This window comes from Xylocopilactobacillus apicola, from assembly GCF_033095985.1.
Taxonomy (GTDB): domain Bacteria; phylum Bacillota; class Bacilli; order Lactobacillales; family Lactobacillaceae; genus Xylocopilactobacillus; species Xylocopilactobacillus apicola.
On record NZ_AP026802.1, the window covers coordinates 1,109,670 to 1,123,193 of the forward strand.

The 13,524-nt window shown below is 34.5% G+C and carries 17 protein-coding genes; 2 read left to right on the forward strand and 15 right to left on the reverse strand.

The window, feature by feature from the left end; translation table 11 throughout:
• Nucleotides 1–61: 61 nt before the first annotated feature.
• Nucleotides 62–730 carry a PAQR family membrane homeostasis protein TrhA gene (gene trhA / locus R8495_RS05540; RefSeq protein WP_317636525.1) on the forward strand — a complete coding sequence of 223 codons (669 nt, stop codon included), beginning with the start codon at nucleotides 62–64 and terminating at the stop codon, nucleotides 728–730.
• Here trhA and R8495_RS05545 read toward each other — a convergent pair.
• The 9 genes from R8495_RS05545 to R8495_RS05585 form a co-directional block, all read right to left on the reverse strand.
• Complete coding sequence (locus R8495_RS05545; RefSeq protein ID WP_317636526.1) at nucleotides 663–1,211, reverse strand: dihydrofolate reductase; 549 nt, start codon at nucleotides 1,209–1,211, stop codon at nucleotides 663–665. The genes trhA and R8495_RS05545 overlap by 68 nt on opposite strands.
• Entirely contained in the window at nucleotides 1,208–2,158 is a 951-nt protein-coding gene (locus tag R8495_RS05550) for a thymidylate synthase (RefSeq protein ID WP_317636527.1), read from the reverse strand. The genes R8495_RS05545 and R8495_RS05550 overlap by 4 nt, the downstream gene beginning before the upstream one ends.
• Nucleotides 2,151–3,368 (reverse strand): CCA tRNA nucleotidyltransferase, encoded by a 1,218-nt coding sequence (locus R8495_RS05555; protein WP_317636528.1) that lies wholly within the window; start codon nucleotides 3,366–3,368, stop codon nucleotides 2,151–2,153. The genes R8495_RS05550 and R8495_RS05555 overlap by 8 nt, the downstream gene beginning before the upstream one ends.
• Entirely contained in the window at nucleotides 3,361–4,641 is a 1,281-nt protein-coding gene (locus R8495_RS05560) for a tetratricopeptide repeat protein (protein WP_317636529.1), read from the reverse strand. The genes R8495_RS05555 and R8495_RS05560 overlap by 8 nt, the downstream gene beginning before the upstream one ends.
• A 51-nt stretch (nucleotides 4,642–4,692) precedes the next feature.
• The gene (locus R8495_RS05565) at nucleotides 4,693–4,968 is read right to left on the reverse strand and encodes an HU family DNA-binding protein (RefSeq protein WP_317636530.1); all 276 of its coding nucleotides are present in this window, start codon (nucleotides 4,966–4,968) and stop codon (nucleotides 4,693–4,695) included.
• A 145-nt stretch (nucleotides 4,969–5,113) separates the two neighbouring features.
• On the reverse strand, nucleotides 5,114–6,430 hold the full coding sequence (der, locus tag R8495_RS05570; protein ID WP_317636594.1) for a ribosome biogenesis GTPase Der: 1,317 nt from the start codon (nucleotides 6,428–6,430) through the stop codon (nucleotides 5,114–5,116).
• 76 nt (nucleotides 6,431–6,506) lie between these two features.
• Nucleotides 6,507–7,718 carry a 30S ribosomal protein S1 gene (gene rpsA, locus R8495_RS05575; RefSeq protein WP_317636531.1) on the reverse strand — a complete coding sequence of 404 codons (1,212 nt, stop codon included), beginning with the start codon at nucleotides 7,716–7,718 and terminating at the stop codon, nucleotides 6,507–6,509.
• A 59-nt stretch (nucleotides 7,719–7,777) separates the two neighbouring features.
• Entirely contained in the window at nucleotides 7,778–8,434 is a 657-nt protein-coding gene (cmk, locus tag R8495_RS05580) for a (d)CMP kinase (RefSeq protein WP_317636532.1), read from the reverse strand.
• Between the two features lie 2 nt (nucleotides 8,435–8,436).
• Entirely contained in the window at nucleotides 8,437–9,105 is a 669-nt protein-coding gene (locus tag R8495_RS05585; protein WP_317636533.1) for a LysM peptidoglycan-binding domain-containing protein, read from the reverse strand.
• Nucleotides 9,106–9,178: 73 nt separating this feature from the next.
• On the opposite strand from R8495_RS05585, the gene R8495_RS05590 reads away from it, so the two are divergent.
• On the forward strand, nucleotides 9,179–9,391 hold the full coding sequence (locus R8495_RS05590; protein ID WP_317636534.1) for a ferredoxin: 213 nt from the start codon (nucleotides 9,179–9,181) through the stop codon (nucleotides 9,389–9,391).
• On the opposite strand, the gene R8495_RS05595 is transcribed toward R8495_RS05590, so the two are convergent.
• From R8495_RS05595 to R8495_RS05620, 6 genes are read right to left on the reverse strand one after another with little or no spacing between them, the layout of a single operon-like run.
• Complete coding sequence (locus tag R8495_RS05595) at nucleotides 9,388–10,107, reverse strand: pseudouridine synthase (RefSeq protein WP_317636535.1); 720 nt, start codon at nucleotides 10,105–10,107, stop codon at nucleotides 9,388–9,390. The two genes, R8495_RS05590 and R8495_RS05595, sit on opposite strands and share 4 nt — an antisense overlap.
• A gap of 1 nt (nucleotide 10,108) precedes the next feature.
• Entirely contained in the window at nucleotides 10,109–10,645 is a 537-nt protein-coding gene (gene scpB / locus R8495_RS05600; protein WP_317636536.1) for an SMC-Scp complex subunit ScpB, read from the reverse strand.
• Nucleotides 10,635–11,387, reverse strand: a complete 753-nt coding sequence (locus R8495_RS05605; protein ID WP_317636537.1) for a segregation and condensation protein A — start codon at nucleotides 11,385–11,387, stop codon at nucleotides 10,635–10,637. The genes scpB and R8495_RS05605 overlap by 11 nt, the downstream gene beginning before the upstream one ends.
• The gene (locus tag R8495_RS05610; RefSeq protein WP_317636538.1) at nucleotides 11,372–11,725 is read right to left on the reverse strand and encodes a hypothetical protein; all 354 of its coding nucleotides are present in this window, start codon (nucleotides 11,723–11,725) and stop codon (nucleotides 11,372–11,374) included. The genes R8495_RS05605 and R8495_RS05610 overlap by 16 nt, the downstream gene beginning before the upstream one ends.
• Nucleotides 11,726–11,727: 2 nt before the next feature.
• Nucleotides 11,728–12,654, reverse strand: a complete 927-nt coding sequence (locus R8495_RS05615; protein WP_317636539.1) for a site-specific tyrosine recombinase — start codon at nucleotides 12,652–12,654, stop codon at nucleotides 11,728–11,730.
• On the reverse strand, nucleotides 12,614–13,474 hold the full coding sequence (locus R8495_RS05620) for a S1 RNA-binding domain-containing protein (protein ID WP_317636540.1): 861 nt from the start codon (nucleotides 13,472–13,474) through the stop codon (nucleotides 12,614–12,616). Before R8495_RS05620 ends, R8495_RS05615 begins: the two co-directional genes overlap by 41 nt.
• Nucleotides 13,475–13,524 lie beyond the last annotated feature (50 nt).

Consider the following 13,524-nt stretch of genomic DNA (forward strand, 5'->3'; position numbering starts at 1 on the left):
GTTTTCGAAACTAGATGATGTTATAATAACTCTAATGATAATTTATGAAAAGGGGTTTCAAATGAAAATTTCTACCACAACTAATAATAACATTCGAACTTGTCCGCAACAGCTACAACTAGATAAAGTAACAGAATTTCTAAACGCAACTACTCATGGATTTGCGCTAGTAATGGCCATTTACGGAACAATTCTTCTAATGCATAAATCTCAGGGGAATCCCCATCTATTGTACCCTTTTTTAATTTTTGGCATCTCGTTAATCATTTTATATGCTGCGTCAACATTATTCCATAGTCTAATTTTCACACCTGCAAAAAAAGTTTTTCAAAAAATCGATCACATTAGTATATACGTTTTAATCGCGGGCTCTTATGCCCCGTTTGCTTTAGTTGCGATTGGCGGAGTAAAAGGAGCAATTCTCCTTGCAATTATTTGTTTTATTTGCTTGGGAGGGGTGATCTATAAATTGTCTTACCTTGGGCGTTTTAAAATTTTAGAGACAATTGCCTATATTGCAATTGGTTGGATTAGCGTTCTTTACTATCATCCGCTTTTAAGCGCTTTGGGAGCTAAGGGAGTCGGACTTTTGATCTTAGGCGGAGTAATGTATTCAGTTGGAACCATTTTTTATGGTTGGCGCAATCTCCCATTTCATCATGTTATTTGGCATCTATTTGTAATGGCGGGCAGTTTTTCGATGTTTCTTTCAGTGTATTACTATCTTTAATTTTTTGAAGTACTTCAAATTTTAACGAAAACCCGCTTAAGCTTTCTAGTGATTTAGTATAGATGGTTTCAAATTTTCTTTTATCAATTTCAGGCATAATGAGATCTCCTGAAAAATGACCAGAAATTATAGTTCTGTAGATTCTTTTGGCTAGAGGAAGTGTTGCTTGGTACATTTGAACTCCGCCAATGATGAAAATATTTTGATCTAAATTATTTGCTTGAATTAGTTGCAATTCTGATAAATTTTTAATTGTGATTACTTCAGGCAATTTTTTTTTGGTCAAAACAACGTTGGTTCGATCTTTTAAAGGACCATTTGGTAAAGATTCAAAAGTTTTACGTCCCATGACAACTATTTGACCTGTTGTATTTTCTTTGAAATAAGCGAGGTCTTCTGGCATCCTTGGCCACGGGAGCTGATTTGTTTTGCTATTACCAATAACTCCGTCAAGATCTTGTGCCCAAATTAGACAAATCATACAGCCACCGGAGCTGCAATTCTTTTTGCTGACTGATAATTTAAAAGCTCAATATCGTCCATTTGATACTCATCAATTTGTTTTATTGCGGGATTAATTTGAATCGTTGGTAACGGTAAAATTGGGTTTTTAAATTGCTCTTCGAATTGATTAAAATGATTTAAATAGATGTGAACATCACCAAAAGCAATAATCAGCTCACCGACTTCAAGTCCAGTAATTTGCGCAATTAAGCTATTAAGTAATGCATAACTTGCAATATTAAAAGGCACTCCTAAGAAAAGATCCGCTGAGCGTTGGTACAATTGTAAAGATAATTTGCCATTAGAGACGTAGAATTGATACAAGGTATGACATGGTGGTAATGCCATCTGAGGCACATCTTCTGGGTTCCAGGCACTTACAATCATTCGCCTAGAGTCTGGATGATGTTTAATTGTTTCGATTACTTCGTGGAGTTGATCTATTGTAGCTCCTTTTGAAGTTTTCCAAGCGCGCCATTGTCGACCATAAACGTTTCCTAAATCTCCATACTTATTAGCAAAATCTTGATCTTCTAAGACTTTCTGGGTGAATTTTAACATTTCTTGGTCGTAAATATTTTTAAATTCAGAGTCTTTTAGCCGTCTTTGCCCAAAATCTTTCATTTCAGGTCCAGAATAATCAGAACTTTGAACATATTTTTCAAAAGCCCACTCATCCCAAATGTGATTATTGTTTTCTAGGAGATAACGGATATTGGTATCTCCATGAATAAACCAAAGCAATTCACTTTTAATTAACCCAAATGGAACTTTCTTTGTTGTTAATAATGGAAAACCATCTTTGAGATTAAATCGTAGTTGGGCTCCGAAAATACTTTTGGTGCCAGTTCCTGTTCGATCAGCTTTTAAATTTCCTTTTGTTAAAATTTTTTGAGCAAGCTCTAAATAAGATTTTTCAGACATGATTTTCCTTTACAAAATCAATGATCTGTTGATGATCATTGATTAATTCTCCTTTTAATACTTTACTTTCAATTAATTTTATCATTTTTCCTAAATCAACACCGGGAGTAAAATTAGCCTCTTGAATTAAGTCGCTGCCTGAAACAGCTAAATCTTTTAGTTGATGAATCGGTAAGGAGTCATAATTTGTAATCAAATCAGGCAACTGTAATTCAGCAAATTTTCTTAAAATAAAGATCCCATTAATAATATTTTCCCGTAATAATCCATAAAAGAGGTGGTAATCTCGTTGTCCTTTTTCGTAATTTTTGCAAAACAGTAAAATTTCTTGGACATTTTTAATGACTGAATTTGAAGTTTTCCATTTGGCAAGAACCTTTGAAATCTGGTTTTGGGGCAGAATTTCAAAGTAAAACAAGGTTGCCCAAATCAATTCTTCGTTTGGAAAATGCACATTTTTGTACGTTGACTTTAAAAGCCTTACCAATTTTAAAGGATCTATACTTGGCATAAATTCAGCGATATTTGTTTCTTCAATTATCTGGATTCCTTTTTGCCATGCATTTCCTAGCATCATTTTGATAAATTCGCTATGAATTCGTTCGATAGAAATGTTAGCAAGTAAATGAACCTTTTCTTTTAAAGCTAAGTAAGTATCTGTTTCTAACTTGAAGTCAAGCTGGCTCGTAAAACGGACGGCGCGAAATATGCGAAGTGCATCCTCTTCAAAACGTTTATAGGGATTTAACACGCAACGAATAATTTTGGCATCTAAATCATCAATCCCCCCGTAATAATCAATAATTTGCCCCGTTGGCGACATAGCTAGAGCATTGATGGTAAAATCACGCCTTTTTAAATCCTCTTGCAAATTTCGGACAAATTGGACGTTTTCAGGGTGGCGGTGATCAAGATAATCACCATCATTTCGAAAAGTCGTAACTTCGTAGTTTTCGTGATGATAAACCACTGTAATAGTTCCATGTTGAATTCCTGTATCAAAACTATGAGGAAATATTTTTTTAACTTCCAATGGTAAAGCGTTAGTTGCAAGATCGATATCATGGATTGCAACATTTAAAAATAAATCTCTCAGGCTCCCACCAACAAAATAAACCTCAAAGCCTGAGCTTTGAAGTTTATTCATAATTGGGACGGCTTTTTTAAACGGAGAAGGAAAATTATTTGGATCGAAATTTTTTTTATTCATACTCATCTCTTAATGCTTCAAATTCATTAGCTATTGTATCATCTGTTGGCCTTATTTTTAAATACAACTGCATCATTGTAAGCTGCGATTTAACATCGCGAAGTTTTCTAAAAAGATTTATTAAATCTAAAAGATAATCAGCTTGATCCTGGAATTCATTGAAAACGGAAATTAAATTTTCTTTTGCAAGCTCTAACTGATCTTTGTTTAGATATGCTTGTCCTAAAATCCATGCCAAATTAGGATCAACTCCCTCCTTGCCTGCCAAAAGATCAATAACTGCTTCGTTTTCGTTGTGTTTCAAGTAAATCAATCCCAGTTCATCTAAGGCTAAAATATTTTCAGGATCTTGTTTTAAAACTTCTTGATAACTATTAATTGCTTGGTCAAGATATCCAAGTTTAATCGCAATTTTAGCAAACTCTAAACGGATCCGGAGATCAAAAGCATCAATAGTCCAACCTTTTTGGGCGATTTCATAAGCTTTATCAAATTCATCAAGTTCTTCATAACTCTTCGCAAGAACCAAATAGGCTGGGGCATAATCTGCCGATTTTTCAAGCAATGTTTCCAGTGGTTTAATTGCTTTTTTGGGCAGATGTAATTCAAAGTAGACGCTACCTTTAGCAAATAGGTCATCATCTCGCAGAATTACGTCATTGAATCGCTCAAAAATTTTAGCTGCAGCCTCAAAATCACCGGTGAAAGTTAAACAATTAGCTTCTCTTAAACGAATGTTTTGATTTAGGTAACTACTTATTCCCATATCTAAAAGCTTTTGATAATACTCTTTTGCCTCCAAGTAACGTGACTGGGAGTACAGTATCTCTGCCATTCCAAAAATTAAAGCACGGTTCTCAGGTGATTTTTGCAAGGCCTGATCAATTAAAGATTCACTCACTTCTTCAAGGCCAATGGTTTGATATATATCTGCTTTTTGCATCAAAACAGCCAAATATTTTTCATCGTCTTCAGGAATTTCAGCTAGTAAATTTAGTGCCCCATCTGCATCACCATTTTCATTTATTATATCAGCCAGCATAATTTTTGCGGCTGAATTTTGGGGATCTTTTTTTATCAGTGACCGGAAAATATCTGCAGCTTGTTCAAGATTACCGCTGTCGTAAAGGGTTTCTCCTAAAACAGCTAAAGTTTCAGGGTCATCATGGATAATTGCTTTATTGACTGCACCAATAAAGGCAGGAATATCTCCCTGCCCCAGTGATGCTAAAGCTTCTTTTGAAAACTTTTGCTTAATTATTTTCTTCCTCATCTTTTTTGCTTCAAAAAAATCCCAGCTTTTAACTGAGATTAATTCGACAAACTACTTAACAGCTTCTTTTAAAGCTTTTCCTGCTTTAAATGCAGGAACTTTACTGGCTGGAATCTGGATCTCTTCACCAGTTTGTGGGTTGCGACCAGCACGAGCAGCACGTTCTCTTACTTCAAAAGTACCAAAACCGATAAGTTGAACTTTACCGCCTTTAGTTAAAATATCTTGAATCGTGTTGAATACTGCATCAACCGCACGAGTTGCATCCTTCTTAGTTAAATCAGTGCTTTGTGCAACTGTATCAATTAAATCTGACTTATTAGCCATTCGATTAACCTCCAAAAAATCAATGGAATCTGAAACACGTTGTTAATTGTCTCTTTCTTCCCGTACATCAATTTAGCACAAACTCTCTGATGCCGCAAGCCATTTGTTAATAATTTCACTGAATTATGAAATATACCATGAATTATCAAGACCTTTCGCGAGCTTTTATTTTGACCGGAACCCCAGTAAAATCAAAGACTTTTCTCAAATAGTTGATTAAATATCTTTCATACGAAAAATGGAAAAGTTTTAGATCATTAACAAAGACAATAAACAGAGGAGGTTTGACTTCAACTTGAGTTAAATAAAATAGTTTTAGAATTTTTCCTTTGTGAGCAGCAGGCGGGGTCATCGAAATCGCGTCAAATAAAACGTCATTTAACACTGCTGAAGGAATTCTTTTGATTGAATTTGCATAAACTTCACTAACTAAAGGTAAGATAGACGAAACTCTTAAACCAGTTTGTGCCGAAATGAAAACAATTGGTGCAAAGCTCAGATAAGGAAATTCATCACGAACATATTGTTCAAATTCTTTCATTGTGTGATCATCTTTTTCGATCAAATCCCATTTGTTTACTACAATGATAATACTACGTCCCGATTCAAAAGCAATTCCCGCAACTCTTTTATCTTGTTCTCTGATTCCAGCTTTCGCATCAATTAAAACCAAAGAAACATCAGAATCTTCAACTGCATTTTTGGCACGAATAACCGAAAATTTTTCAACAGCTTCCTGAACTTTTCCTGATCTCCTGATCCCGGCTGTGTCAATAAGTTTAAATTTTTCTCCGTCTTCAGTCTTAAGATCAAGGGAGATTGCATCGCGTGTTGTTCCAGCTTCAGAAGAAACAATTAAACGTTCATCACCAATTAATCGATTGACTAAAGAACTTTTTCCAACGTTAGGTTCTCCAATAATGCTCACATTGATTTGATCGTGATCATTTTCTGATGGGTCTTCTTGATCAGGAAGTTTTTTTGTTACTAAATCTAATAAATCACCAACTCCAGTTCCGTGGTTAGCTGAAATAGCAATCGGATCACCAAGCCCTAAATTATAAAAATCATAAGCGTTTAATCTGTACATGTCGTTATCGGCCTTATTTACCGCTAAAATTACATCTTTTTTTCTCGGCCGGAGCAATTTGCCAATTTGCGCGTCTAAATCAGTAATACCGCTTTTACTATCAGTTAGGAATATAATCAAATCTGCATCAGCTAACGCAGATTCCACTTGAGAATTGATTTCTGAATTAAAATCACCCTTTTGGAAATTCATTCCCCCTGTATCGATAATGTTGAACTTTTTGCCATTCCAATCAGCAACACCATAATTTCGGTCTCGCGTTACTCCTGGAGTATCTAAAACAATAGCCTGTCTTTTTCCAATAATTCGATTAAAAAGAGTTGATTTTCCAACATTGGGTCTCCCCACTATTGCAATATTTGCTTTAATTATCAGGACCTCCTTCAAATTAAAAGCGTTGAGTTTAGCTCAACGCTTCTAATCGATTTATAAAAATGATCTTTATTTTCTAACTTTTGCTTTGTTTACTTTCGATAATATCGCCAATTGAAAATCCTGAAGTCTCCGTTGGCTTATACTTCATATTATCATTTGAAGCATTATTACTTTTAGCAGGTCGCTTATCATTTGCTTTAGGAGTATCTTCTAAAGCCTTGATTGAAAGAGAAAGTCGTTGGTTCTCTTTCTCTAAATCGATAACTTTAACCTTAACATCTTCACCAACCTTTAATACTTCATTAGGTGTAGCAATATGTTTATGGCTAATCTGTGAAATATGAACCAATCCTTCAATTTCAGGCAATACTTCCACAAAAGCTCCAAAGCTAGTTAAACGTTTGACTTTACCTTCAAGTGTATCCCCGATTTTAACTTTTTCATCAACACTATCCCAAGCCGTCTTTTCTAAAGCTTTTAAAGATAAGGAAACTCTTTGTCGATCTACATCAACTTTAATGACTTTTGCAGTTACTTCTTCACCAACTGTTAAAACATCATTAGGATCAGTGACCCGTTTACGAGAAATTTCTGAAATATGTACAAGACAATCAATACCATCAACATCAACAAAAGCCCCAAATGGTGTAATTCTTGTAATTTTTCCAGTCACCTCATCACCTTCGTGAAGACGATTTGCCAATTCAAGAAATTTCTCTTTCTTTTCTTCCTGAACGAAATCTCTTCTAGAAAGAATTAAACGATTTTCTGATGGTTCAATTTCAATTACTTTAACTTTTAAATCTTTGCCAATATATTGCTTTAAGTTCTTAACAAAATAAGACTCAATTCGAGATGACGGAATAAAACCAACAACTCCTCCAACATCAGCTAAAAGTCCACCTTTAACTGCCTTAACTACATGAGCAATTAAAGTATCCTCATTTTTTAATCTTTCTTCCAAGGCACTCCACTGTTTACGAGCCTCGATTCGTTTTCGAGATAATAAGAAATTTCCGTTTTCCTTATCAGCTCCAAACTTAGAGATAACAACTAAATCTAAATCGTCTCCGACTTTAAAAGAATCGTTAATATCATCAACTCTTTGAGTTGATAATTCTCTTTCGGGCACAACGCCCTCTAATCCAGTACCTAAAATACTAACTACAAGTTGATTGTCGTCAACTTGCAATATTTCTGCTTTGACTACATCACCTAAATTTACATTTAAACTTTCATCAAGAGCTTGCGCCATTTCCTGGCTGCCACTAAAATTGTCGCTCATGAACTGTCCTCCAAAAATATGCTAACTATTAATATACTCCAATTTGCAACAAAAATCCATTATCCTTGTATGCGATTTATCAGATTAGTTACAACTTGCTCAATAGTCATATTGCTGCTATCGACTAGAATAGCGTCATTAGCAGGGATTAAAGGGGCAATTTTTCGATGTGAATCAATTTCATCTCTTTTTTTAATTGCTTGAATAATTTCGCTCAAATCAGAGGAAATTCCTTTATTTTGGTTCTCTTTAAATCGTCGATTTGCACGAACTTCCGGTGTTGCAGTTAAAAAAAATTTAAAATTTGCCTGAGGCAAAACGACGGTTCCGATGTCACGACCGTCCATCACTACATTGTTTTTTCGGGCAATTTCTTGCTGAAGTTCAGTTAAATACTTGCGGATTTTTGGGTATGAGGCAACTTTAGAAACATTTTTAGCAACGTCAGGTTTACGAATTTGTTCAGAAACATCTTGCTGATCAACAAAATAATGCAATTTTTCTTCAACTACTTTTACTTCGTAATTCATTTGATTAAGTAGCTTCATCACTGATTCTTCATCATTAAGATTAATTTTTTTTTCTAAACAATAATACGTAAGGGCCCGATACATTGCCCCTGTATCAACGTATAAGAAATTTAATTTTTCTGCGATTATTTTCGCAACAGTGCTTTTGCCCGAAGAGGCTGGACCATCAATTGCAATTTGAATCATTTCTATTGTCCTGGAATCTTGATCACTTGACCAGGATTTAAAGGTGTCGAAGCATTTGCACCGTTAGCAGCGTATAGTTTGTCCACCGGAATATTATGTTTACGAGCAATAGCATACCAATATTCACCTTTTTGGACAGTGTAAGATCCTCCAGCACTATTAGCTTGTTGGCTACTTTGATCCTGAGCTACTGAACTACTTTGCGCACTTGGCTGGCTAGGAGCAGCTTGACTACTTGCTGACGCTTCATTTTGTTGCTCTGAATTGTTCGTGGCAGTATTAGCAGTGCTTTGTTCACTACTTGCAGCACTTTGATCGTTTTTTGGGGCGCTCGATGACTTCTGGGAACTAGCTTTTTTTGATGTTTTTTTGCTGTTTTTCACAGAACTTTTCACCTGTGACTTTGATGAACTTTTAACAGTCACCTGAGTGGCAGAATTTTTTTTGCTTGCATTATTACTGCTAATTGCTCCAATAATTACTGGCACTGAAATAGCTAAAATTAACGCAGCAATAATGATAAAATAATAGAGATTTTTATTGGAATTCATTTTTCTAGCTCTGACGCGAGAAAGGTTTCCCGATTCATCTCGATCGTCACTAAATGTCTTATCCCAAGGGGTCTCTTCAGTATTTTTGTTTTCGTTAGAACTTGAATTTTGATCTTTCATACTTATAACGCAGCTCCAATTTTATCTTATAATTAGTATACCATAATCAATTTTTAGAAGGTTAGAATCAAAAATGAAATTATTTCTCAATTCCAAACGTTGTATTGCATGTGGATTATGTGTTCAACAGCATCCTGAACTATTTGAATTAGATGATCAAGGGATTGCTCATTTTAAGAAAAACTTAGAAAATTCTTCTCTTGAACTTGATTCCCAAGAAATAAAAAAACTTAAACCAGTCATCAATAATTGTCCAGGCCGTGCATTTAAAATTGAACGTTCTTAGCGTGGATGCTTTAAACGTTTAATTTCTTCTTCTCGTAATTCTCTAGACATTCCTGAACGCATGCCCTCATCCTTTAAAAATCCAATCTGAATTCGGGTTAAGCGCCGAACTGGATGATTTAAAAAAGAAAAAATTTCTTTAACCTCGTGGTGCTTACCCTCTATTAAGCTGATTTCTACAAAAGAATTTGAACGTTCCCGATCGATTGAGCGAACTTTGATTTTAGCAGGGGCATATTTAACTCCTCTTATTTTTAAACCATTTCTAATCCGCGTCAAGTCATTATTGCCGATTAAGCCTTTAACCTTTACTAAATAAGTTTTTTCAATTGCAAAACTGGGATGAGTAACAATGTTTGCTAATTCACCGTCATTTGTCATTAAAATTAAGCCAGAAGTATCGTAATCGAGTCGACCGACCGGAAATAAATGAAGACGATCAGGAAAATAGTCAGCAACTGTTGGCCGACCTTTTTCGTCTTTTAAAGAGGTTATAACTTTTTGAGGTTTGTAGAATAGAAAAGTTCTCTGAGGAAGTTTTTTAATGATGCGATGATCAACTTCGATTACGTCCTTAGAACTTATTTTAATCCCCATTTCTTTAACGATTTTTCCATTTACTGACACATGTCCAGTTTTAATCAACTCTTCTGATTTCCTGCGGGACGCAACTCCGTTTTCAGCTAATATTTTTTGTAATCGAATTCCTTGCTTCAATTTAAAAAAGCTCCTTTTGTTTTTCATCTTTTTGCTGGGTCTGTAAAGTTGGTAATTCTCTTAGATTCTTTAAATCAAAGTATTGCAAAAAATAACTAGTTGTTCGATAAACCTTTGGTCGACCTGGTGCGTTACTTTTCGTTGAACGAATCATCTTTTTTGCTTCAAGATTATGAAGAATTTGAGCACTATTAACTCCCCGCAATTCATCAACCTGGACTCTCATGATCGGTTGTCTAAAAGCAACAATGGCTAAGGTATTTAGTTCTGAATTGCTCAAGCCTTTGCCCATATATTTTTCTAAAAACAAATCAATCTGTGGTGCTAATTCCCCCTTTGTTTTCATAAAAAAAGTTTGATCGACTTCGACAATTTCCAATCCTCTATTTTCATCATTTTTGTAAAGCTTTTGTAACTTTATCATGTAACTAAGAGCGTCTTCATCGCTTAATTGATAAGTTTTTGTTAATTTTTCGACTTCAATACCGTCTTCACCAGCTAAAAAAAGTAATGATTCAAATACCGCTTCAAAATTCAAAATCTTGCTCCAAAAATAATTCTCCAAATTCTTTTTTTTGAGTAACTTTAATCACGTTTAGGCGCATTAGTGAAAGAATCTCAACGAAACATGCAATAATTCCATCTAGGCTTGAAAATTCCTGAATTAATTTAGTAAAAGTTGTTTTTCCTTCAAGTTTAATAATTTGTTTAATTCGTTTATTCACTGTTTCAGAAGAAATATTAATTCGCTCAACAACATTAAAAACTTGCTCTCTTTCGACCTCTGACTCAATAATCTTCTCCATACAAGATACTAGTTGGTCTAAGCTCACCGCATCCAAGCGCAATGCTGGTTTATCCCACTCAGAAGCAAAAATTTCAGGGCGAGAGTATTCAATTTTATGAACAATTTTTCGCATTTTAAGCGCATCGGCAATTTTAATAAATTTATCATAAGCTAACAATTGATCTCTCAGATCAATTCGAGGATCCTCTACCTCTTCAGTTAAGGATTCCTTTTGGGTTGGCAACAGCATTTTGGCCTTAATCAAAGTAAGCCTTGTCGCCATCACCAAATAATCACTCAAGCGATCTAGCAATTGATCTCCAAATTGATTGATAAAATCTAGAAATTGAGAAGTAACTTGGACAATGGGGATATCATTAATATCAATTTTTTGGCTTTTGATCAGCTCTAACAAGAGATCTAAAGGACCCGAGAAATTATCAATTTCTAAGATCAATTTATAACTAATATTTTTATCTAGATTTTCTTCCATGAGCCGAAAACATCCTTCAATTTTTCTACTCCCATAATTTGCTTGTCAGGTATTTTTTCCTTTAATTCATTAAGAACCTGATTGTATCCAACGGTATTTTTTAAATTATTACGCAAGGTAATGCTTTTAACAACGATACATTCTTCATCGTATTTCTCAAGTACTACAAGTCCATCATAATTATTATCTGAGCCTCGCCATAAGTAAATAATATTCTCGGGATTACTAACTAACTGATCTATTTTATTTTCTAATTTAGATGCTTTAATTCGATGGCTATTGTAGGTTAAAATCCCCATCGAAATTTTCTTTAGTTCAGAGGTATATTTTTCTAACAAGCTTATTTCCTCGGTTTAGTTTCATTATAGACTTTTAGCAAAAGATTATTTGCAATATGAGTATAAATTTGGGTTGTGGAAACATTTCGGTGTCCTAGCAATTCTTGAACACTCCTTAAATCGGCCCCATTACTAATTAAGTGGGTTGCAAAAGAATGTCTAAGCGTATGTGGAGTAACTTTTTTATCAATACCAGCAATTTGCAAATATTTTTTAACCATTTTCCAAATCGATTGACGAGATATCGGGTGTCCCTGATAATTCAAAAAAACTGCAGTTTCATTACCATTGACGATCGATTTTCTTATCTTTGAAAAGTATAACTCTAAAAAATGGACAGCTGCGTCATTTAAAGGAACAATTCTTTCAACGTTTCCTTTACCTACTACATTAATTAAGTGCATGGACAAATGAAGATCAGCCAGCTCCAATCTTGTTGCTTCACTTACTCTAAGACCAGCTGCATACATTGTTTCTAAAATTGCTCGATCCCTAATTCCAAACTTCGAATTTAAATCTGGTGCATTTAAAAGTCGATCGACTTCCTCGTAACTCAAAACGCTTGGCAGTACTGAAGATTTTTGTGGCCTCGTTAAATTATCAACGGGATTGGCACCAATTAAGTCAATATCTTGTAAAAAAGAATAAAAATTATGGAGCGAAGAAAGGGAGCGAGTCGCAGAACTAATCGCCATTTTATCACCATAACTTATTTGATAATACTTTTCCAAATCACTAGCTTTAACTTCTAAGTAGGAAAGATTAAGACTTTTACAGTATATCATCCATTTTTCGGTATCACTTAAATAAGCATTAACCGAATTTTTTGCCAAACTTAGAACAATTAAAAGATAATTTTCAAACTGAGCTAAAATTTGCTGATCATTCTTATTTAGATTTAATTTTGAGATATCCATTTTCTTTAACAATCAAATTTTGCTTTAATAAATGACCGACCGCTCTTTTAAAACTAGATTTACTGATCCCAAATTGATTTTTAATTTCTTCGGGCGTGGAATTATCATTGATCGATAGAGATTTCTGTGGAGTAAAATTAATTGCAGCAAGAATCATTGCCGCATCGTCATCAATTCTCGCATAAGCATTCTTTAAAAGCGAAATATTAATTCGATCATGAGCTCCAAAACCAATCACTCTTCCAGTTATAGTCTGACCAAGGTGAATTGGCACTTCTACTTCTGAGCTATGAAGAAAAGCAAATCGATCTTCATGAAGTAATAAGAAAGCGCCATTCTTTCCTAAATGATAAATCAATCCAGTGACTGTATCATTCCGTTTAAATTTATGGTCAAAATTAATAAATCCTCCATTCAAGAGGTCTTCATCAGTTGCCATTTGTCCCCATAATCGTTCTTTGTTGTCCCGTACTAATTTGATTATCAGTTGATCATCAACTTGCGGCCAATCACTAGATTTATCAGGTAAATCGTCACTTGAAACCAATATATCTTTATCAGTCAACCCGATCGAAAGAAAAACTCCTGATTTAGGGTCAACGGTGTTTACAGTACCTAATCCAAAACTCTTCAAAGAACAATTAGGAATATCAAGGCTAGCACACCACTGACTATGACGGTTAAGGTAAACAAAACTAAAATAAGTCTTACCAACTTCCAGTAAACTCAAATTTTTTGAATGCACGTAAACTGTTTCACCATTAACCGAACCCACCACAGTGTCTTCGATTTTTTCTTTTATTTCAACCTCTTGAATCTCACCATTTTTCATACAAATTTTGATGGCTTCCTCTTTTGAATTCACTCAATTGAAAATAAGCC

What these genes read in the sequence shown, in the direction of transcription:
- R8495_RS05550 (WP_317636527.1), bottom strand. Translation starts at nt 2,158, where the DNA reads ATGTCTGAAAAATCTTATTTAGAGCTTGCTCAAAAAATTTTAACAAAA.
- cmk (WP_317636532.1), bottom strand. Translation starts at nt 8,434, where the DNA reads ATGATTCAAATTGCAATTGATGGTCCAGCCTCTTCGGGCAAAAGCACT.
- rpsA (WP_317636531.1), bottom strand. Translation starts at nt 7,718, where the DNA reads ATGAGCGACAATTTTAGTGGCAGCCAGGAAATGGCGCAAGCTCTTGAT.
- R8495_RS05565 (WP_317636530.1), bottom strand. Translation starts at nt 4,968, where the DNA reads ATGGCTAATAAGTCAGATTTAATTGATACAGTTGCACAAAGCACTGAT.
- R8495_RS05585 (WP_317636533.1), bottom strand. Translation starts at nt 9,105, where the DNA reads ATGAAAGATCAAAATTCAAGTTCTAACGAAAACAAAAATACTGAAGAG.
- R8495_RS05560 (WP_317636529.1), bottom strand. Translation starts at nt 4,641, where the DNA reads ATGAGGAAGAAAATAATTAAGCAAAAGTTTTCAAAAGAAGCTTTAGCA.
- R8495_RS05555 (WP_317636528.1), bottom strand. Translation starts at nt 3,368, where the DNA reads ATGAATAAAAAAAATTTCGATCCAAATAATTTTCCTTCTCCGTTTAAA.
- R8495_RS05605 (WP_317636537.1), bottom strand. Translation starts at nt 11,387, where the DNA reads ATGGAAGAAAATCTAGATAAAAATATTAGTTATAAATTGATCTTAGAA.
- trhA (WP_317636525.1), top strand. Translation starts at nt 62, where the DNA reads ATGAAAATTTCTACCACAACTAATAATAACATTCGAACTTGTCCGCAA.
- R8495_RS05545 (WP_317636526.1), bottom strand. Translation starts at nt 1,211, where the DNA reads ATGATTTGTCTAATTTGGGCACAAGATCTTGACGGAGTTATTGGTAAT.
- R8495_RS05590 (WP_317636534.1), top strand. Translation starts at nt 9,179, where the DNA reads ATGAAATTATTTCTCAATTCCAAACGTTGTATTGCATGTGGATTATGT.
- R8495_RS05620 (WP_317636540.1), bottom strand. Translation starts at nt 13,474, where the DNA reads ATGAAAAATGGTGAGATTCAAGAGGTTGAAATAAAAGAAAAAATCGAA.